This window comes from Coriobacteriia bacterium (genome assembly GCA_041658765.1).
Taxonomy (GTDB): Bacteria; Actinomycetota; Coriobacteriia; order Anaerosomatales; family JBAZZO01; genus JBAZZO01.
This window is the reverse complement of sequence record JBAZZO010000009.1, coordinates 15,505-35,746: the sequence shown is the minus strand read 5'-3', so window position 1 is coordinate 35,746 and position 20,242 is coordinate 15,505. Positions and strand designations below refer to the sequence as shown.

Below are 20,242 nucleotides of genomic sequence, written 5' to 3'. Positions count from 1 at the left end.
GCCGTAGGGGCTCGTATGGATTGCGACGTGACACACCGCATTCTGGCGGCAGTCACGTCGTTTTGTTTTGCCCCGTTGGGGCGAGAGGATGGGTTTGAATGGCAGAAGGCAAGGTCAAGTGGTTCAACGCTGACAAGGGTTACGGCTTCATCGAGCGGGATGGTGGCGACGACCTGTTCGTCCACTTCTCCGAGATCCAGAGCGAGGGCTTCAAGAGCCTCGACGAGGGTCAGGCCGTCTCCTTCACGGAGGCCACAGGCCAGAACGGCAAGCAGCAGGCCACGGCAGTGCGCGCGATCTAGTCGCAGGCCAGGACTTCCGAGAGCCGGGCGATCCTTCGGGATCGTCCGGCTCTTCCTTTCGGGGGCGCGGTATACTCGGCGGGAGGGGTGAGGCGGATGGCCCAGGCGAGGCGGCGCGTCCCGGTGTCGGCGGGTGTGCCAGGAAGACCCAGGTATCCGATGCCGGGATACGTGCAGGAGGCGCTCGATCGGGAAGGTCTCGCCGGAGCTTATCTGGAAAGGCCGCCCTATCAGCGCAACGACTACATCGGCTGGATCACGCGCGCGAGACGCGAAGAGACGCGGCAGGGCCGTCTCCGGCAGATGCTGGCCGAGCTCGAACGAGGTGACCTGTACATGAACATGCCGTATCGCCCCCGCAGGGCGAAGCGCGAGAAGTGAGTGAGGACTTGTACACCCGTCCCAGGTTTGTGGAACACTTCTAGAGAGCATGGGGATCCGCTTCCCCGGACACATCGGACGGTCGCTCGCGCGACCGGAGGGAGGGTACACGTCGTGGCCAAGGCTGTGACCAAGTCCGCGAAACAGGCCCCCGAGGTGGACAAGGCCGAGGTCGCGCGTCTTGCCGTCGAGGATCCCGCGTCGCTCGCTTCGCTGATCGCCCTCCTCGCTCAGGAGGAGCGTCACGAACGCATCCGCGCCGCAGGGGCGGTACACGAGGTCGCACTGATCGCTCCCGCCGTCCTCAAGCCCCACGTCGCCGAGCTCATCGACGCCCTGGAACGTCCCGAGCCGCAGACTCGCTGGGAGGTCCTGGGCGCGCTCGAGGCGCTCGTGCCCTTCGACCCGCGCGGGGTGGAGAAGGCGGTCGCGTCGGCGAGTCTCGCGCTCCACGACGCTTCGTCCGGCGTCGTGCGCGCCGCCGGTTTCCGCATGCTCGCCGCCCTGGGAGCGACGACCGCGAACCGCGCCGGCAAGGTGTGGCCCTTGCTCGACGAGGCGCTCCGCTGCTACCACGGCGATCCGGAGTACCCCGCGATGCTCGGCGGCCTCGTCCTGCTGTGCGAAGGGGCGGCATCACCCGAGATAAAGCGTGCCGCCGCCTCGGTGGTCGAAGCGGACGCCAACCATCCGCGATCGCTCGTCCGCCGGCGGGCTCAGCGCGTGGTGCTGCTCGCCCATCGCGCCTCGGGGTAGGTCCCTACCGTCTGGCGAGGCGCCGCCGCGTCGTCGTACACTCGCATGACGCGACGGCACACGACGGAGGCAGGCAGCGTTGGCGAAGCACACCATCACACTCATCCCCGGCGACGGCATCGGACCGGAGATCACGCACGCCATGCGGCGTGTGGTCGAGGCTACCGGCGTGGATATCACGTGGGAGCCGGTCGAAGCCGGTGCCGATGTCATGGAGAAGTACGGCACGCCTCTTCCCGAGCACGTGCTCGAGTCGATCCGGCGCAACAAGGTAGCCATCAAGGGGCCGATAACGACGCCCGTCGGCAGCGGCTTCCGCAGCGTGAACGTCGCACTGCGCAAGGAGCTGGACCTGTACGTCTGCCTGCGTCCCTCCTTCTCGATACCGGGCACCGGGGCGCGCTACGACGATATCGACATCGTGATCGTTCGCGAGAACACCGAGGACCTCTACGCGGGCATCGAGTTCGAGCAGGGGAGTGCCGCCGCCGCCGAGCTCATCGCGTGGGTCGCCGAGCAGGGCGCCGGAACGATCCGCCCGGACTCCGGCATCTCGCTCAAGCCCATCTCGGTGACCGCCTCGCGCCGGATCGTGGAGTACGCCTTCGAGTACGCCATCTCCAACGGGCGCAAGAAGGTCTCGGCCATCCATAAGGCGAACATCCTGAAGCACTCCGACGGGCTGTTCCTGAAGGTCGCGCGGGAGGTCGCCGCGGGATACGCGGACAGCGGCATCGAGTTCGAGGACTACATCGTCGACGCGACGTGCATGCAGCTCGTGCTCCAGCCGAAGCGCTGGGACGTCCTGGTGCTGCCCAACCTCTACGGCGACATCGTCTCCGATCTCGCCGCGGGCCTCATCGGCGGGCTCGGCATCGCCCCGGGCGCGAACATCGGCTCCGAGTGCGCGGTGTTCGAGCCGGTCCACGGTTCGGCGCCCAAGTACACAGGCCAGGACGTCGCCAACCCGACGGCCGAGATCCTCTCCGCCGTCCTCATGCTGAGGCATCTCGGCGAGAAGGACGCCGCGGACCGTGTGCTCTGTGCCGTGAGGACCGTGCTCGCGGCTGGGACGTCGGTCACGTACGACATCAAGCGCACCAACACGGGGAGCACCGCAGGAAGCATCGGCACTTCCGCGTACGCCGATGCCGTGATCGCGGCACTTTAGAGGTAACGCGCGGACGAGAGGACGAAGTGGAAGAGGACGAGAGCCGAGGGGCGCTCGACGGGGCACCCGAACTGCGGCCCGTGCCGCAGCGGCGGCTCGGCGCTCTCGCCATCGCCGGCCTGAGTCTGGCCGTGGTGAGCGTCCTCGGGATCGTCGTAGCGTCGGTGCTCTTCGCCGCGGACGCCCGCCGTGGAGGTCCGCGGCCGTCGGCCGAACCGACTCCCGGAGCGTACATCCCGGCCACCGCGACCACGAGCACGCCCGCCTCCGGCTCGTCTGCATCGAGTCCGTCCGCGCTCCCGACCGTTCCCGGGGCGGCCGCTTCGACGGTGGCGGCGGTGCCGCGAGTCGCGTTCCGCCGGTCCGGCGCGCTGTGGGTCGCCGACGAGGACGGCAGGCATATCCGTGTCGTGCGGCGCTCCTCGGACGGGCCCTTCGCGATATCCCCGGACGGCGCCGCCATCGCGTTCGTCGACGGACAGGGCGGCCCGCTCGTCATCGTCGACGTGATGACCGGGCTGTCCCGGACACTCGGCCGGGCCCGGCCGGACCGCCCCGTCTGGGCGCCGGACGGCGCGAGCGTCGTCTTCAGCTCCCCGGACGGACCCACGATCACGCGCGTGCGCAGGGACGGCACGGGCTCGACCGTCTTGGGTGTCGGCTCGGCGCCGGCGCTCTCGCCCGACGGGAACGTTCTCGTCGCGCTCGCGACGGATGACGCGGTCCTCGTCTCGATCGGTGGTTCCGTCTCCCGTATCCTGCACGCGCCCGGCGCCGCTATGGACGTCGCGGTCTCGAACACGCGGATCTTCGTCGCCAACGAGCCTTCGGCCGAAGGCTCGACGCCCGCCGGCGTCTGGTCGCTCGCGCTCGACGGCACGGACGCGCGCAGGCTCGTCGGTCCTCCCGCGGACCCTGCCGCTTACGCCTACGCCAGCCTCTGCCGTTCGCCCGACGGCGCCAGGATCTCGTTCGCCGCGGTCGGAGACGATGGGTACTCGCGTGTGATGGTCGTGCGCGCCGACGGGACCGGGCTGCGTACCGTCTCGCTGCGCCGCGACGGCTACCCGCTGTGCTGGTCGTCGGACGGCTCGCGGCTCTACTTCATCGAGGGCAACGCGTTCCAAGGACAGCGGACGGACCTCTTGAGCTGCGCTCCCGACGGCACGGGCGTGCGGCTCGTCGTTCCGCAAGCGGGACTCTGACGCGCGTTTGCCTCGTCCATCCAGCAGGGGTATACTCCGCTCTCAACATCCATAGAGTGAGTGGCGTCGACGGGGAGTAGTAGAGGCCAATCCCTTCCACAGAGAGCCGGGGACGGTGGGAACCCGGCATGGGATGCTTCGAATCTGGCCCCCGAGCCACCCGGAAGAACGTACCGGCAAGCCCCATCGCGGACGACCTCCGCGGGGAGCCGGGACCAGTAGGCCGGGTCGGTGGCATCCGTTACCTGCCGTACGAGTGGACGCGCTTTTTCGGGCGCGTCAAGCGGGGTGGTACCGCGGGAGCAGTCGTTCTCGTCCCTGGGAGGGGCGAAGCGCGCACCGCGGTCCTTTCGTCTCTCCCCGCCACCAAAGATCGACACCGCATCCGCTCGTGCGGCGCGAAGCGGCGGCCCCGGCCCGTGAGGAGGGCATATGGAGCTGCGCAGCGACCGCATGAAGACGGGCCTGGCCAAGGCACCACACCGTAGCCTGCTCAAGGCCGACGGTCTTATCGACGAGGAGATAGCCCGGCCGCTCGTCGCCGTCGTCTCCTCGGCCAACGAGGTCATCCCGGGCCACCTGCAACTCGACGCCATCGCCGACGCCGTGAAGACCGGCGTGCGCATCGCGGGCGGAACGCCGCTCGAGCTGTCCACGATCGGCATCTGCGACGGCATCGCGATGAACCACGAGGGCATGCGCTACTCGCTGCCGAGCCGCGAGGTGATCGCGGATTCGGTCGAGCTCGCCGTCGCGGCTCACGCGTTCGATGCGGTGGTCCTCATCCCGAACTGCGACAAGGTGGTTCCCGGGATGCTGATGGCCGCCGCTCGCCTCGACCTGCCGACGGTCGTCGTCTCCGGCGGCCCGATGCTCGCCGGGCGCTTCCGCGGGAGGGACGTCGATCTCGACACGGTCTTCACCGCTGTCGGCAAGGTGCGCGCGGGCGAGATGAGCGAACTGGACATGGCGGAACTCGAGGACGCGGCCTGCCCGACGTGCGGGAGCTGCGCCGGTCTCTTCACCGCGAACTCGATGAACTGCCTGACCGAGGCGATCGGCATGGGGCTGCCGGGCAACGGCACGGTCCCCGCGGTCTACTCCGAGAGGATCCGGCTCGCGAAGCGGGCCGGCATGGCCGTGATGCGGCTGCTCGAGAGGGGTGTCACGGCCCGCTCGATCATGACCGCCGACGCGGTGCGCAACGCGATGACGCTCGACATGGCGTTCGGCGGGTCGAGCAACACGGTGCTCCACCTCACGGCGATAGCTAGCGAGGCGGGCTGTCCGGTCACGCTCGACGACTGGTCCGCCGTGAGCGCCGCGACGCCGAACCTCGTGCGCGTCTCCCCTGCGAGCGAGTACCACATGCAGGACCTGTACGCGGTCGGCGGCGTTCCCGCCATCCTGCGCGAGCTCGACCGTGCCGGGCTCGTGCGCCGGGGCGCGATGACGGTCACCGGAGACGACATCGGCAGGACCGCGGCCGCGGCCCCCGCTGCGGACGGGGCGGTCATCCGCACGCTGGAAGACCCGTATTATCCCGAGGGTGGTCTGCGCGTGCTGCGCGGCAACCTTGCGCCCGCCGGCGCCGTCATCAAGCAGTCGGCCGTCGGTCCCGAGATGCGACGGCACACCGGTCCGGCGCGCGTATTCGATTCCGAGGACGCGGCTGTCGAGGCGATCCTCGGCAAGCGCATCGTCGAGGGTGACGTCGTCGTCATCCGATACGAAGGTCCGAAGGGCGGCCCCGGTATGCGCGAGATGCTCACGCCGACGGCGGCCATCTCCGGCATGGGGCTCTCGTCGTCGGTCGCGCTCGTGACGGACGGACGGTTCTCCGGCGCCACGAAGGGGCCGGCCGTCGGTCACGTCTGCCCGGAAGCGGCCGATGGCGGCCCGATCGCGCTGGTCGAGGAGGGTGACGACATCACCATCGACATCGACGCGGGTACGATCACCCTCGAGGTCACGGAGGAGCGTCTGGCGATGCGCCGGCGCGATTGGACGGCGCCGGAGCCCAGCGTCACGTCGGGCTATCTGGCGCGCTACGCGCGTACGGTCGGAAGCGCCGATGAAGGGGCGGTGGTGTCATGAGGATGACGGGCGCGCAGGCCCTGGTCCGCTCGCTGGAGCAGGAGGGGGTCGAGGTCCTCTTCGGGTACCCGGGAGGCGTTGCGCTGCCGATCTTCGACGCGCTCTACGACTCGAAGGCTATCCGCAGTGTCCTGCCGCGGCACGAGCAGGGCGCGATACACGCCGCCGACGGCTACGCGCGCGTCACCGGGTCGCCGGGTGTGGGCATCGTGACGAGCGGTCCCGGCGCGACGAACACGGTCACCGGCATCGCGAACGCGTACATGGACTCCATCCCGCTCGTGGTCATCACCGCGCAGGTGGCGACGCACGTCATCGGCACGGACGCCTTCCAGGAGTCCGACATCACGGGGATCACGATCCCCGTCACCAAGCACAACTACCTCGTCAAGGATCCCGCGGACCTGCCCGACGTGATCGCGGAGGCGTTCCACATCGCCACGACGGGACGTCCGGGCCCCGTGTTGGTCGACCTCCCGGTCGACGTGAGCAAGGGCGAGCTGTCGTACCACCATCCCGAGTCCGTGAACCTGCCGGGCTTCAAGCCGACGTACAAGGGCCACGCGAAGCAGATCAAGCAGGCCGCCCAGCTCATCGCGAGAGCGCGCAAGCCGCTTCTCTACGCCGGCGGGGGCGTGCTCTCCTCCGAGGGATGGAAGGAGCTCAAGGAGCTCGCCGAGCTCATGCAGCTCCCCGTCGTCACCACGCTCATGGGCAAGGGCGTCTTCCCTGAGGATCATCACCTCTTCGTAGGGATGCCCGGCATGCACGGGGGCAAGTACACGAACTACGCCATCACGGAGACCGACCTGCTCATCGCAGTCGGCGTGCGCTTCGACGACCGCGTGACCGGCAAGCTCGCGACGTTCGCGACGAAGGCCAAGGTCATCCACGTCGACATCGACCCGGCCGAGATCGGCAAGAACCGTCCCGTCGACGTGCCGATCGTCGGCGACGCGCGCAACGTGCTCGCCGCGATAGTCGCGGAGTTGCGCAAGATGGGCGCCGAGCCGAGGACCGAGGCGTGGATGCGCCTCATCGACGACTGGCGCGCGCGCTACCCGTTCCACTACCACCCGTCCGACGAGCTCGTCATGCCCGAGCTCGTGGTCGAGCGCGTGCGCGAGCTGACGAAGGACCGGCCGACCGTGGTGTGCACGGAGGTCGGGCAGAACCAGATGTGGGCATGTCAGTACATGCGGATCCGCGAACCGCGGACCTGGGTCTCCTCTGGAGGCCTCGGCACGATGGGCTTCGGCTTGCCGGCGGCGATCGGTGCGCAGTTGGGGCGGCCCGGCTACCTCGTCGTCGACATCGCGGGCGACGGCTCGATCCAGATGAACAGCCAGGAGATGGCGACAGCGTCCATCGAGAAGTTGCCGGTGAAGGTTGTGCTGCTCAACAACGGGTTCCTCGGGATGGTCCGCCAGTGGCAGGAACTCTTCTACGACCGCCGCTACGCCTCCTCGGTCCTGCCGGACTGCCCGGACTTCGTGAAGCTCGCCGAGGCGTACGGGTGGCACGGGAGCCGGGTCACGGACCCCGGCGGGATCGACGCCGCGCTCGTCGCGGCGTTCGACCATGACGGTCCGGCGCTGGTGGACTTCCGCGTCACGCCGGAGGAGTGCGTCTACCCGATGGTCGCTCCAGGGGGCTCCATCGACGAGATGCTGGGCGGGATACCCGGCGGTCCCGTCTCGGAGATGCTCGACGGCGAGCTGCTAGAGGAGGTGTGGGAGTAGATGAAGCACACACTCTCCGTGCTGGTGGAGAACAAGCCCGGCGTGCTCACACGGGTCACGTCGCTGTTCTCCCGGCGCGGGTTCAACATCGACTCGCTCGCGGTCGGCGTCACGGAGGACCCGTCGCTCTCGCGCATCACGCTCGTGGTGAGCGCGGAGGACACTCCGCTCGAGCAGATCACGAAGCAGCTGCACAAGCTGATCAACGTCATCAAGATCCAGGACCTCGATCCGAAGGACATGATCGATCGGGAACTCGTTCTCTACAAGGTGAACGCGCCTCCCGATCGCCGTCACGAGGTCATCGAGATAGCCAACGTCTTCAGGGCGAAGATCGTCGATGTAGGGCGCAACACCCTGACCATCGAGGCCACGGGCGCGGGAGACAAGCTCTTCGCGATGGAGGACCTCTTGCGGGCATACGGCATCAAGGAGCTCGCGCGCACGGGGCGGATCGCCCTGTCGCGCGGAGCCAGGGACGCGTGAGGGCCGGCACTGCCGGTCACGGGATACGAGGAGGGTCAAGAGCATGGCGAACGTCTACTACGAGAAGGACTGCGACCTGTCGCTCATCAAGGGCCGCAAGATAGCGGTCATCGGGTTCGGGAGTCAGGGGCACGCGCACGCTCTGAACCTGCACGACTCCGGTTGCGACGTCCGGGTCGGCCTCCGTGCCGGGTCGGCTTCGTGGGAGAAGGTCAAGGAGGGCGGGCTCAAGGTCATGACGCCGCGAGAGGCCGCGGCCGAGGCCGACATAGTGATGATGCTCGTGCCGGACGAACTCGCGAGCCACGTTTACTACTCGGAGATCCACGAGTCGATGACGCCCGGCAAGGTGCTTGCGTGGGCGCACGGCTTCAACGTGCACTTCGGCCAGGTCGAGGCGCCGGAGGGTGTCGACGTGGTCATGATCGCGCCGAAGGGTCCGGGACACATGGTCCGTCGCGTCTTCACCGAGGGCAGCGGCGTGCCGTGCCTCATCGCGGTGCACCAGGACGCCTCCGGGAAGGCGAAGGACATCGCGCTCGCGTGGGCGCTCGGCATCGGCGGCGCTCGTGCGGCCGTCATCGAGACCACCTTCGCGGAGGAGACCGAGACCGACCTCTTCGGCGAGCAAGCGGTGCTCTGCGGCGGCGCGACGCATCTGGTCGAGGCCGGTTTCGAGACGCTCGTCGAGGCGGGCTACCAGCCCGAGATCGCCTACTTCGAGTGTCTCCACGAGCTGAAGCTCATCGTCGACCTCATGTACGAGGGCGGCATGGCCAAGATGCGCCACTCCATCAGCAACACAGCCGAGTACGGCGACTACGCCACCGGACCCCGCATCGTGACCGAGGAGACGCGCGAGGAGATGCGCCGCGTGCTCGCCGAGATCCAGAGCGGCGAGTTCGCGCGCGACTGGATCCTCGAGAACAAGGCCGGCCAGCCGCACTTCAAGGCGATGCGCCGCATCCACGCCCAGACGTACATCGAAGAGGTCGGCGGGCAGTTGCGTGGCATGTTCAGCTGGATACCGAAGGACTAGGAGAGACACCGTGCAGAAGAAGTACCTGATGACGCCGGGTCCGACCCCGGTACCGGCCGAGGTCCTGCTCGCGCAGGCCCGGCCGATGATCCACCATCGCACGCCGGACTTCTCGGCTGCGCTCATGGAGGCCGTCGAAGGGCTCAAGTACGTCTTCGAGACCGAGAACGACGTGCTCGTCATGGCGTGCTCGGGAACGGGTGCTATGGAGTCCGCCTTCGCGAACTGCTTCTGCGCCGGCGACACCGTCGTGGTCGCCCGCAACGGCAAGTTCGGAGACCGCATGGCGCAGCTCGCCAAGGTCTACGGGCTCAACGTCGTCGACCTGCGCTACGAGTGGACGACGGCCGTCGATCCGACGGACATCGCGACCGCGCTCGTGGAGAATCCTGCCGTTCGCGGCGTCGTCGTCGTACAGTCCGAGACGTCGTCGGGCGTGCTCAACGACGTCGAGGCGATCGGCGCGATCGTCGCCGAGTACCCCGACTGCGTCTTCATCGTCGACTCGATCACCGGCATCGGCGCCGTGCCGTGCCGCACCGACGCGTGGAAGCTCGATGTCGTGATGACCGGCTCGCAGAAGGGCCTCATGCTCCCGCCCGGGCTGGCCGCGTTGTCGGTCTCCGAGAAGGCCTGGCGCGCCTACGAGCGTTCCACCCTGCCGAAGTTCTACTTCGACTGGATGCGCTACAAGAAGAACCTCGAGAAGGAGACGACGCCGTTCACGCCGCCGGTCTCGCTCGTCATCGGACTCGTCGAGGCCGTGCGCATGATGCGCGAGGAGACACTGGAAGGCGTGATCGCCCGCCATGCCCGTCTCGCAGAGGCGACCCGCCGCGGCTGCGAGGCGCTGGGGCTCGCCCTGTTCGCGCCCGAGGGAGGCCGCGGCTCCGCCGTCACGCCGGTCTGGGTGCCCGACGGCGTCGACGGCAAGAAGATCGTCTCGATCATGAAGAACAAGTACGGTGTCACGATCGCCGGCGGTCAGGACGACTATGCCGGGCGCATCTTCCGGGTGGGGCATCTGGGCTACTTCGGGGAGTTCGACATCATCACCACGCTCGCGGCACTCGAGATGACCCTCTCCGAGATGGGGTATGCGTTCGAGCGCGGTGCGGGCATCAAGGCCGCCGAATCCGTATTCATGGGGGAGTAGAAGATGCTCAAGGTCCTGGTATCCGAGACGCTCGCGGACGCGGGCATCGAGAAGCTCAAGGCCCACTTCGAGGTCGACGTCAAGACGGGCCTGACGCCCGAGGAACTCATCGCGACGATCCCGGCCTACGACGCGCTCATCGTGCGCTCGGCGACCAAGGTGACGCGTGATGTCATCGAGGCGGGCGCGAAGCTGAAGATCGTCGGTCGCGCCGGAGTGGGCGTCGACAACGTCGACGTCGAAGCCGCGACCGAGCGAGGTGTCGTCGTCTGCAACGCCCCGACGAGCAACATCGTCTCGGCGGCGGAGCACACCATCGCGCTCATGCTCGCGAGCGCCCGCAAGATCCCGCAGGCCAACGCATCGATGCACGCCGGCAAGTGGGAGCGCAGCAAGTTCACGGGCGCGGAGGTGTACGAGAAGACGCTCGGCATCGTCGGCCTCGGCCGCATCGGCGCTCTCGTCGCCGAGCGCGCGAAGGGTCTCGGGATGCACGTGGTCGCCTTCGACCCGTACGTCTCCGAGGAGCGTGGCGCTCAGATGGGCATCGAGATGGTCGTCACACTCGACGCGTTGCTCGCGCGCGCCGACTTCATCACGGTCCACCTGCCGAAGACGAAAGAGACCATCGGCATGTTCGGTGCGAAGCAGTTCGCGAAGATGAAGGACGGCGTGCGGCTGGTGAACACGGCGCGCGGCGGCATCTACCAGAACGAGGCGCTCGTCGAGGCGCTCGCCTCCGGCAAGGTCGCGTCGGCGGGCATCGACGTCTACGAGGTCGAGCCCTGTACGGAGTCGGCCCTGCACGGAGTCGCGAACGTCATCCTCACGCCGCACCTCGGCGCGTCGACGGACGAGGCGCAGGACCGCGCGGGCGTCCAGATCGCGGAGCTGGTCGCGGCGGGGCTCATGGGAGAGTTCGTCTCGACCGCCGTGAACATCGTGCCGGTCGCTCCGGAACTCATGGACGCGCTGAAGCCGTGGTTCGGCATCGCCGAGTCGCTCGGCCGCATGGTCGAGCAGGTCGTGCGCGGGCACGTGTCCGAGCTAGAGGTCCGCTTCCTCGGCGGGATCGCCGCGCTCGATACGCGCATCCTGAAGACCGCCGTGCTCAAGGGTCTGCTCTCGATGGTGACGCCGGAAGCGGTGAACTTCGTCAACGCGAACCACTACGCGGAGCAGCGCGGCATCAAGGTCACCGAGACGAAGCAGGGCGAGAGCAAGGACTACGTCAACCTGATCGAGGTGCGCGCGATAACCGAGGACGGCCCGGTCGCGATCGGGGCGACGCTCATCGGGAAGCGCAACGAGCCGCGTCTCGTGAGCCTCTACGACTTCGACCTCGACATGGCGCCGAGCAAGTTCATGGCGTTCTTCCGCTACGCCGACCGGCCGGGGATGATCGGCAAGGTCGGGACGATCCTTGGAGCGAACAAGATCAACATCGCGTCGATGCAGGTAGGTCGAACCAAGCGTGGCGGTGTCGCCCTCATGGGCATCAACGTCGACACCCCCGTCGGTCCCGGCCTGCTCGAGGAGATCGTGGGCGAGGCCGGTATCGAGGGCGTCTGGAGCGTGGAACTGTAGGAGAGCGGTCCCTGAGAAGGGCACGCCGGTATCTCGGAGGGAGGCGCGCGACGTGGAAGACAGGGTAAGGATCTTCGACACGACCCTGCGCGACGGCGAGCAATCGCCGGGCGCGAGCATGAACACGGCCGAGAAGCTGGAGATCGCAAGGCAGCTCGTGCGCCTAGGCGTCGACATCATCGAGGCCGGGTTCCCGATCTCGAGCCCCGGCGACTTCGAGAGCGTCGTTCGGATCGGGTCCGAGGTGGGGGACGCGTGCGTCGTGTGCGCGCTCTCCCGCGCCGTAGGGCAGGACATCGAGACGGCGGCACAGGCGCTCGCGAACGCGAAGCGGCCGCGCATCCACACCGGCATCGGCGTCTCCGGCAGCCACCTGCGAGACAAGCTCCGCATCGGCGAGGACGAGGCCCTCGAGCGCGCGGTCGCGGCCGTCAAGCTCGCCCGCTCCTTCGTCGGCGACGTCGAGTTCTACGCGGAGGACGCCGGGCGCGCCGAGCCCGCCTTCCTCTACCGCATGATCGAGGCGGTGATCGCTGCGGGTGCGACGACGGTGAACATCCCGGACACGACCGGCTACACGTACCCGGAGGAGTTCGGGTCCCTCGTGGGCGGCCTCTTCGAGCACGTCGCGGGTATCGAAGACGTCGTCGTGTCGGTGCATTGCCACAACGACCTCGGCATGGCCACCGCCAACGCGCTCGCGGGCGTGCGCAACGGCGCCCGGCAGATCGAATGCACGGTCAACGGCATCGGCGAACGCGCCGGGAACACCTCGCTCGAGGAGGTGGTGATGGCGCTGCGTCAGCGCGCGCAGTACTTCGGCGTCGACACCTCCATCCGGACCCGCGAGATCATGCGGGCCTCCCGGCTCGTCACCACCATCACGGGCATCCGCGTGCAGCCGAACAAGGCGATCGTCGGAGCGAACGCGTTCGCGCACAGCAGCGGCATCCATCAGGACGGAGTGCTCAAGGAGCGTTCCACCTACGAGATCATCGATCCGGCGGATGTCGGCGCCGGCGGCTCTTCGATCGTGCTCACCGCCAGGAGTGGCCGTCACGCTCTCAAGCATCGTCTCGAGGAGTTGGGCTTCGAACTCCACGACGACGAGTTCGAGCGCGTCTACGCGTCCTTCCTCGAGCTGGCGGACAAGAAGAAGGAGATCTACGACGAGGACCTCGAGGCGCTGGTCGGCGAGAGCGAGCGCACGCTCGACGAGGTCTTCCACCTCGAGCAGGTGCACTTCATGGGCGGCGACCCGGGCATCCCGACGGCGACGGTCGAGCTCGTCACGCGCGACGGCGAGCATGTCATCGATTCGAGCCAGGGTACGGGTCCGGTCGACGCCGTGTACAAGGCGATCAACCGTGTCGTCAAGGTGCCCAACGACCTGTCGGAGTTCAGCGTCCAGGCGGTGACTCGCGGCATCGACGCGCTCGGCGAGGTCACGATCCGTATCACGAGCGAGGACGGTCGCGTCTTCACCGGCCGCGGCGCGCACTCCGACATCATCGTCGCGTCGGCCAAGGCGTACATGAACGCCCTCAACCGGCTGCTCGTCTCCGTCCGCCCGACGGTCTCCGAGGAGGTGTGACGCCATGTCTCGCCCGATGACCATCACGGAGAAGCTGCTCGCGTCGCACGCGGGACTGCCGGAGGTCGTGCCCGGGCAGCTCGTGGAGTGCCGGCTCGACCTCGTGCTCGCGAACGACGTGACGGCTCCGATAGCGATACGGGAGTTCCGGCGCATCGGCGTCGAGAGCGTCTGGGATCCGACGCGGGTCGCGCTCGTGCCCGACCACTACGTGCCGAACAAGGACATCAAGTCGGCCGAGCAGGCGAAGATCGTCCGCGATTTCGCGCGCGAGCAGGGCATCACGCACTACTGGGAGGTCGGGTGCATGGGGGTGGAGCACGCGCTCCTGCCCGAGCAGGGCGTGGTCGTCCCCGGCGACGTCGTCATAGGGGCGGACAGCCATACGTGCACGTACGGTGCGCTCGGGGCGTTCGCGACCGGCGTGGGGAGCACCGACGCGGCCGCGGGCATGGCGACCGGCGAGGCGTGGTTCAAGGTGCCGGCCTCGATCCTCTTCCGCGTGACAGGACATCTCGCAGAGTGGGTGTCCGGTAAGGACCTCGTGCTCCACGTCATCGGCACGATCGGCGTCGACGGAGCGCTCTATCAGTCGATGGAGTTCACCGGGGACACGATCGCGCGCATGGGGATGGACGACCGCTTCACCATCTGCAACATGGCGATCGAGGCCGGCGGCAAGAACGGTGTGATCGCCTTCGACGAGCACACGCGGGCGTACGTCGACTGCCGCGCCGAGCGCGCGTACGAGATAGCCCACTCCGATCCCGACGCGGCGTACGCCGCAGTGATCGACATCGACGCCGCGGCCATCGAGCCGACCGTGGCCTTCCCGCATCTTCCGAGCAACACGCGTCCCGTGCGGGAGGCTCGCGAAGTGACCGTCGACCAGGTCGTCATCGGCTCGTGCACCAACGGCCGCATCGAGGACATGCGCATCGCGGCGAGCGTCCTGAAGGGCCGCAAGGTCCATCGCGACGTGCGGCTCATCGTCATCCCCGCGACCCAGCAGGTGTATCGCGACTGCATGACGGAAGGCCTGCTCGACGTCTTCATCGACTCCGGCGCGGCTGTCTCGACGCCGACGTGCGGGCCGTGCCTCGGCGGGCACATGGGCGTCCTCGCCGCCGGCGAGCGTGCGCTGTCCACCACGAACCGCAACTTCGTCGGACGCATGGGAGACCCGCGCAGCGAGGTCTACCTCGCGTCCCCGGCCGTGGCGGCAGCGACCGCCGTCGCCGGTCACATCGCCCTGCCGACGGACCTGGAGTAGGGAGGCGCCATGCGATTCGAGGGCACCGCGCACCGTTACGGCCGCGACGTCGACACCGACGTGATCATCCCCGCGCGCTACCTGAACACGTCCGATCCCGCCGAGCTGGCGAAGCACTGCATGGAGGACCTCGACCCCGGGTTCACCGCGAAGGTCGCTCCCGGCGATCTCCTCGTCGCGGACGAGAACTTCGGGTGCGGGTCGAGCCGGGAGCACGCTCCGATCGCCATCAAGGCCGCGGGTGTGAGCGTCGTGGTCGCGAAGAGCTTCGCTCGCATCTTCTACCGCAACGCCATCAACACGGGCCTTCCCATCCTCGAGTGCCCGGAGGCCGTAGACGGCATCCGCGACGGGGACCGGGTCGCGGTCGACGCCGACACCGGCACGGTCACGGACCTCACGACGGGCGAGTCGTGGCAGGCGCGACCGTTCCCGCCCTTCGTGAAGGCGATCATCGAGCGAGGCGGGCTCATCGAGGCGACGCGGGAGAAGATCGCGGGGCGGTAGGGCGGAAGCGGGGCGCCGCCGGCCGGCGTTGTGCCCATGCTAGACTGGCCGTTCACGACAAGGGGCCCTCTTGGGGCGAAGAAGACGGAGGTCGATGTGGCGCGGTATCGGATAGCGGTCCTGCCGGGTGACGGCATCGGGCCGGACATAGTCGCTCAGGCGGTCAAGGTCCTGGACGCGGTCGGCTCGAAGTGCGGTCACACCTTCGAGTACGAAGAGGCGCTCATCGGTGGCGCCGCGATAGACGCGACCGGCGATCCGCTGCCCGAAGCGACCCTGGAGGTCTGCCGCGATCGCGACGCCGTGCTCCTCGGCGCCATCGGCGGGCCGAAGTGGGACACCACCGATCCCGGCGGAGTCCGGCCGGAGCAGGGGCTCCTGGGCATCCGGAAGGCGATGGGGCTGTACGCGAACCTGCGGCCGGTGAAGATATTCGATGCGCTCATCGACAGTTCCACCGTCAAGCCCGACGTCATCCGCGGCGTGGACATCATGATCGTGCGCGAGCTCACGGGCGGGATCTACTTCGGCAAGCGCGAGCGGGTCGGCGACATGGCGTACGACACCGAGCAGTATCACGCCTACGAGATCGAGCGCATCGTGCGCAAGGCCTGCGAGCTGGCGCGGGTGCGGAAGACGTCCAACGTGTGCTCCGTCGACAAGGCGAACGTCCTCGAGGCGTCGCGCCTGTGGCGCGAGGTCGCGCACAGGACGGCCGCGGACTACCCCGATGTCGAGCTGTGGGACCTGCTGGTCGACAACTGCGCCATGCAGCTGGTGAAGAACCCGCGGCAGTTCGACGTGGTCGTGACCTCGAACATGTTCGGCGACATCCTCTCCGACGAGGCGTCCATGCTCTCCGGGTCGCTCGGCATGCTGGCATCGGCCTCGCTCGGCGACGGGCCGGGTCTCTATGAGCCGAGCCACGGCAGCGCACCGAAGTACACCGGCATGGACGTCGTGAACCCCACCGCCACGGTGCTCTCGGGAGCCCTGATGCTGCGCTACTCCTTCGCGCTGGAGGCTGAGGCCGCGTCGATCGAAGGGGCGGTCGAGAGTGTGCTCGCCGACGGCTATCGCACGAAGGACATCATGCAGGAGGGCAAGGAGCTCGTCGGCACCGCCCGCATGGGGGACCTGATCGCCGAGCGGGTCTAGCAGCACGTCCACCGTCGCGTACACTGTTACGACACCAAGAGGGTGAGTGGAAGGGGATGGCCATGGGACTCGAGGCGGTCGACAAGATCTGGATGGACGGGAAGCTCGTCGATTGGGCCGACGCCAAGGTCCACGTCCTCACCCACGCGCTCCACTACGGCTCCGGCGTCTTCGAGGGCATCCGCTGCTACGCGACGCCCGACGGGCCGGCGGTCTTCCGTCTCATCGACCACATCGAGAGGCTCCAGCGCTCGGCGAAGATGATCCGCATGGACCTCGGGTACTCCGTCGGCGAGCTCGTCGACGCGACGAAGGAGACCATCCGTGCGAACGGCCTCGAGCAGTGCTACATCCGGCCGATCGCGTTCCGGGGGTACGGAGTGATGGGACTCGATCCGATGCCCGCTCCCGTGAGCGTGACTATCGCGGTCTGGCCGTGGGACACCTATCTCGGCGAGGATGCCCTGGCGCACGGCGTCGACGTGGGGATCTCCTCGTGGCGGCAGCGCGGCAGCAACTCGATGCCTCCGCAGATCAAGTCGACCGGGAACTACCTGAACTCGTCTCTCGCGCGCATCGAGGCGAACGAGCACGGCTACGCCGAGGCGATCATGCTCAACGAGGAGGGGAAGGTCTGCGAGGGCACCGGCGAGAACCTCTTCGTCATCCGCGACGGTATCATCGTCACGCCCCCGATCTCGGACGGCATCCTCGACGGCATCACGCGCGACTCCATCATGCAGATCGCCGTCGACATGGACTACGACGTCATGGAGGGCTCGCTAGTCCGGACCGACCTCTACCAGGCGGACGAGATGTTCATGACGGGTTCGGCCGCCGAGGTCGTCCCGGTCCGTTCGGTCGACCATCGCGTCATCGGCGACCCCGGTCCGATCACCCTCGAGCTGCAGAAGACGTTCTTCGACGTCGTGCGCGGCGGGAATCCCGAGTACGAGGACTGGCTCGACCGGCTGTAGGGCGAGAGGCTTCCCCATGGAAGGGCGCGGCACGCGGGTCACCATCTACGACACGACGTTGCGCGACGGCACGCAGCGGGAGGGCCTGTCGCTGTCCGTGGAGGACAAGTTGCGCATCACCGCGCGCCTCGACGACCTCGGCGTCGACTACGTCGAAGGAGGGTTCCCGGGCGCCAACCCCAAGGACGACGAGTACTTCGCTCGCGTCGGGTCGCTCGGGCTCTCGCACGCGATCGTGACCGCCTTCGGGGCGACGTGCCGCAAGAGCACCGCCCCCGGGGACGACCCGGGACTCGCCGCGCTGCTCGGGGCGGGCACCTCGGCGGTATGCGTCTTCGGCAAGGCGTGGGACGTTCACGTCACCGAGACGCTCAAGACGACCCTCGACGAGAACCTGCGGATGGTCGGCGAGACCGTCGGCTTCCTGAAGGCGGCGGGGAAGACGGTCTTCTTCGACGCGGAGCACTTCTTCGACGGCTACCGCGCCGACGCCGGATACGCGCTCGCCGTCTGCCGCGCCGCCGCCGACGCGGGTGCGGACGCGGTGGTGCTCTGCGACACGAACGGGGGGATGCTCCCGCACGTGGTGGCGAGCGTGACGCGCGCCGTCGCGGGGGCGCTCGCGACGCCCCTGGGTATCCACACGCACGACGACGGCGGCTGCGCGGTCGCGAACTCGCTGCTCGCGGTCGAAGCCGGCTGCACGCAGGTGCAGGGGACCATCAACGGCTACGGAGAGCGGGCCGGGAACGCGGACCTGACGGCGATCCTGCCGGCACTCGCTCTCAAGATGGGGAGGGGATGCGTCACCTCCGAGCAGTTGAAGCTCCTCACCGAGGTGAGCCACTTCGTCGCCGAGACCGCGAACCTCTCGCCCTACCCGCACCAGCCCTACGTGGGCGTGAGCGCCTTCGCTCACAAGGGAGGCGTGCACGCGTCGGGCTCACAGCGCCTGCGAGAAGCCTACGAGCACGTCGATCCCTCGGCGGTGGGCAACCTCGCCCGGGTCGTCGTGAGCGAACTCGCGGGCCGGGCGAGCATCACCGTCAAGGCGCGCGAGATGGGCCTCGACCTCGATGGCGACCCGGTGACCGTGAACAGCGTGCTCGACGCCATCAAGGAGAAGGAGCATCGCGGCTACTCCTTCGAGGCCGCCGACGCCAGCCTCGAGATCATGCTTCGCAAGGCGCTCGGGACGTACGAGCCCTTCTTCCGCCTAGAGAGCTTCCGTTGCCTCATGGAGCAGCGCGAGGACGGCCGAGTGATGACCGAGGCGACCGTCAAGATCCACGTCGGCGGCGATCGCCACATCGCCACCGCGGAGGGCAACGGCCCGGTCAACGCGCTCGACAAGGCACTGCGCATCGCGATCGGCAACTCCTACCCGCACCTGGGCGAGATCGAGCTCACCGACTTCAAGGTCCGCGTGCTGGACGAGAAGAAGGGCACCGGCGCGGTGACGCGCGTGCTCATCGAGTCCGCCGACGGCGCGAAGAGCTGGGGCACGGTCGGCGTGTCGGAGAACATCATCGAGGCGTCGTGGGAGGCGCTCGTCGACGCCGTCGAGTACGGTCTGGCCCACCCACGTGGCGGGGAACCGTCCTGAGGACCTTCCCACCGGCGTGCAGGGAGTCCGATGCTTACGGAGAATGAACGCAAAGAGGGGCGGATCCCGGGGGGACACCGATGAGAGTCGTTCGTATCTTCACCGACGAGGACGTGAGATACGGTCTCGCCGACGAGTCCGACATCACGCTCATCTCGGACGAGCCCTTCGCCGCGTGGGAGCCGGAAGGCGTCGTCCCGCTGCACCAGGCGAAGCTGCTCGCGCCGGCGATCCCGACGAAGATCGTGTGCGTCGGCATCAACTACCGCGGCCACGCCAAGGAGATGGGGCACAAGATCCCCGACGAGCCCGTCATCTTCCTCAAGCCGCCTACGGCCATCAACGGCCCGTACGGTGAGATACACATGCCCGACGGCGTCGAGTCGATCGACTACGAGGGGGAGCTCGCCGTTATCATCGGGCGCCGGACCCACAAGGTCGCGGCCGAAGAGGCGCTCGCACACGTGCTCGGGTACTGCTGCGCGAACGACGTGACCGCGCGCGAGCTCCAGCGCAAGGACGGGCAGTGGACGCGGGCGAAGGGCTTCGACGGCTTCTGCCCGCTCGGTCCCTGGGTCGAGACCGACGTCGAACCGGCCGAACTCGTCGTCCAGACGTACCTCAACGGCGAGCTGCGGCAGTCGTCGCCGACCTCGGACATGATCTTCGACGTCCCCACGTTGGTCAGCCACATCAGCCACGTCATGACGCTGCTCCCCGGTGACGTGGTCCTCACGGGGACCCCGAAGGGCGTCGGGCCGATGGTCCGCGGGGACGTGATCGAGGTCCGCATCGAGGGTATCGGGGGACTCGCGAACAAGGTCGTCTAAAGACCCTCCGGTGGGTGGTACCATGGCGATGTCGCTCGACCGCCCCCGCCGCTGGAAGCGAGGTTCCGCGCATGTGTCCCGACCGATTGAGGACCGCTGAGGTCGACACATTGCTCGCGGCGCTGTCCGGCCTCGACGACCCCGACCAGACCTGGGCCTTCCTCCAGGACCTGTGCACCGTCCGCGAGATCCAAGAGATGGCGCAACGGCTCGCCGTGGCGCGCATGCTCGCCGCCGGTGAGCACTACACGCGCGTGCGCGAGGTCACAGGAGCTTCGACGACGACCATCAGCCGGGTGAACCGGTGTCTGAACTACGGCGCCGACGGATACTCGGCCGCTCTGCGGGTCGTAGGGGAGGGCGGGCGCTAGCGCG

19 protein-coding genes are annotated in these 20,242 nt (G+C 68.2%); all 19 read left to right on the top strand.

Annotated elements, in window-relative coordinates; all coding sequences use genetic code 11:
- Nucleotides 1-98 precede the first annotated feature (98 nt).
- The 19 genes from WC971_06700 (at nucleotide 99) to WC971_06610 (ending at nucleotide 20,238) form a co-directional block, all read left to right on the top strand.
- The gene (locus tag WC971_06700) at nucleotides 99-302 is read left to right on the top strand and encodes a cold-shock protein (GenBank protein ID MFA5844501.1); all 204 of its coding nucleotides are present in this window, start codon (nucleotides 99-101) and stop codon (nucleotides 300-302) included.
- Between the two features lie 96 nt (nucleotides 303-398).
- Nucleotides 399-683 (top strand): YdeI/OmpD-associated family protein, encoded by a 285-nt coding sequence (locus tag WC971_06695; protein ID MFA5844500.1) that lies wholly within the window; start codon nucleotides 399-401, stop codon nucleotides 681-683.
- A gap of 114 nt (nucleotides 684-797) precedes the next feature.
- On the top strand, nucleotides 798-1,439 hold the full coding sequence (locus WC971_06690) for a hypothetical protein (protein ID MFA5844499.1): 642 nt from the start codon (nucleotides 798-800) through the stop codon (nucleotides 1,437-1,439).
- 79 nt (nucleotides 1,440-1,518) lie between these two features.
- Nucleotides 1,519-2,610: an isocitrate/isopropylmalate dehydrogenase family protein gene (locus tag WC971_06685; protein ID MFA5844498.1), complete on the top strand. Its 1,092-nt coding sequence runs from the start codon at nucleotides 1,519-1,521 to the stop codon at nucleotides 2,608-2,610.
- A 26-nt stretch (nucleotides 2,611-2,636) separates the two neighbouring features.
- Entirely contained in the window at nucleotides 2,637-3,815 is a 1,179-nt protein-coding gene (locus WC971_06680; GenBank protein MFA5844497.1) for a hypothetical protein, read from the top strand.
- Nucleotides 3,816-4,253: 438 nt separating this feature from the next.
- A complete protein-coding gene (ilvD, locus tag WC971_06675; protein ID MFA5844496.1) occupies nucleotides 4,254-5,912 on the top strand; it encodes a dihydroxy-acid dehydratase in 1,659 nt (552 codons plus the stop codon).
- Nucleotides 5,909-7,654 carry a biosynthetic-type acetolactate synthase large subunit gene (gene ilvB / locus WC971_06670; GenBank protein MFA5844495.1) on the top strand — a complete coding sequence of 582 codons (1,746 nt, stop codon included), beginning with the start codon at nucleotides 5,909-5,911 and terminating at the stop codon, nucleotides 7,652-7,654. Before ilvD ends, ilvB begins: the two co-directional genes overlap by 4 nt.
- Nucleotides 7,655-8,140, top strand: a complete 486-nt coding sequence (gene ilvN / locus WC971_06665) for an acetolactate synthase small subunit (protein ID MFA5844494.1) — start codon at nucleotides 7,655-7,657, stop codon at nucleotides 8,138-8,140. It abuts the gene before it with no gap.
- Between the two features lie 43 nt (nucleotides 8,141-8,183).
- Complete coding sequence (gene ilvC / locus WC971_06660) at nucleotides 8,184-9,179, top strand: ketol-acid reductoisomerase (protein MFA5844493.1); 996 nt, start codon at nucleotides 8,184-8,186, stop codon at nucleotides 9,177-9,179.
- Nucleotides 9,180-9,189: 10 nt separating this feature from the next.
- Nucleotides 9,190-10,335 (top strand): alanine--glyoxylate aminotransferase family protein, encoded by a 1,146-nt coding sequence (locus WC971_06655; GenBank protein ID MFA5844492.1) that lies wholly within the window; start codon nucleotides 9,190-9,192, stop codon nucleotides 10,333-10,335.
- Nucleotides 10,336-10,338: 3 nt separating this feature from the next.
- A complete protein-coding gene (gene serA / locus WC971_06650) occupies nucleotides 10,339-11,922 on the top strand; it encodes a phosphoglycerate dehydrogenase (GenBank protein ID MFA5844491.1) in 1,584 nt (527 codons plus the stop codon).
- Nucleotides 11,923-11,974: 52 nt separating this feature from the next.
- On the top strand, nucleotides 11,975-13,516 hold the full coding sequence (locus tag WC971_06645) for a 2-isopropylmalate synthase (GenBank protein ID MFA5844490.1): 1,542 nt from the start codon (nucleotides 11,975-11,977) through the stop codon (nucleotides 13,514-13,516).
- 4 nt (nucleotides 13,517-13,520) lie between these two features.
- On the top strand, nucleotides 13,521-14,789 hold the full coding sequence (gene leuC, locus WC971_06640; protein ID MFA5844489.1) for a 3-isopropylmalate dehydratase large subunit: 1,269 nt from the start codon (nucleotides 13,521-13,523) through the stop codon (nucleotides 14,787-14,789).
- A gap of 9 nt (nucleotides 14,790-14,798) precedes the next feature.
- Nucleotides 14,799-15,296: a 3-isopropylmalate dehydratase small subunit gene (locus WC971_06635; protein ID MFA5844488.1), complete on the top strand. Its 498-nt coding sequence runs from the start codon at nucleotides 14,799-14,801 to the stop codon at nucleotides 15,294-15,296.
- A 96-nt stretch (nucleotides 15,297-15,392) separates the two neighbouring features.
- Nucleotides 15,393-16,454, top strand: coding sequence for a 3-isopropylmalate dehydrogenase (leuB, locus tag WC971_06630; GenBank protein MFA5844487.1), 1,062 nt, complete (start codon nucleotides 15,393-15,395; stop codon nucleotides 16,452-16,454).
- 62 nt (nucleotides 16,455-16,516) lie between these two features.
- On the top strand, nucleotides 16,517-17,431 hold the full coding sequence (locus WC971_06625; protein ID MFA5844486.1) for a branched-chain amino acid transaminase: 915 nt from the start codon (nucleotides 16,517-16,519) through the stop codon (nucleotides 17,429-17,431).
- 16 nt (nucleotides 17,432-17,447) lie between these two features.
- Nucleotides 17,448-19,037 (top strand): citramalate synthase, encoded by a 1,590-nt coding sequence (cimA, locus tag WC971_06620; protein MFA5844485.1) that lies wholly within the window; start codon nucleotides 17,448-17,450, stop codon nucleotides 19,035-19,037.
- 80 nt (nucleotides 19,038-19,117) lie between these two features.
- Complete coding sequence (locus WC971_06615; GenBank protein MFA5844484.1) at nucleotides 19,118-19,867, top strand: fumarylacetoacetate hydrolase family protein; 750 nt, start codon at nucleotides 19,118-19,120, stop codon at nucleotides 19,865-19,867.
- Between the two features lie 71 nt (nucleotides 19,868-19,938).
- Nucleotides 19,939-20,238 carry a YerC/YecD family TrpR-related protein gene (locus tag WC971_06610; GenBank protein ID MFA5844483.1) on the top strand — a complete coding sequence of 100 codons (300 nt, stop codon included), beginning with the start codon at nucleotides 19,939-19,941 and terminating at the stop codon, nucleotides 20,236-20,238.
- The last annotated feature ends 4 nt before the right edge of the window (nucleotides 20,239-20,242 follow it).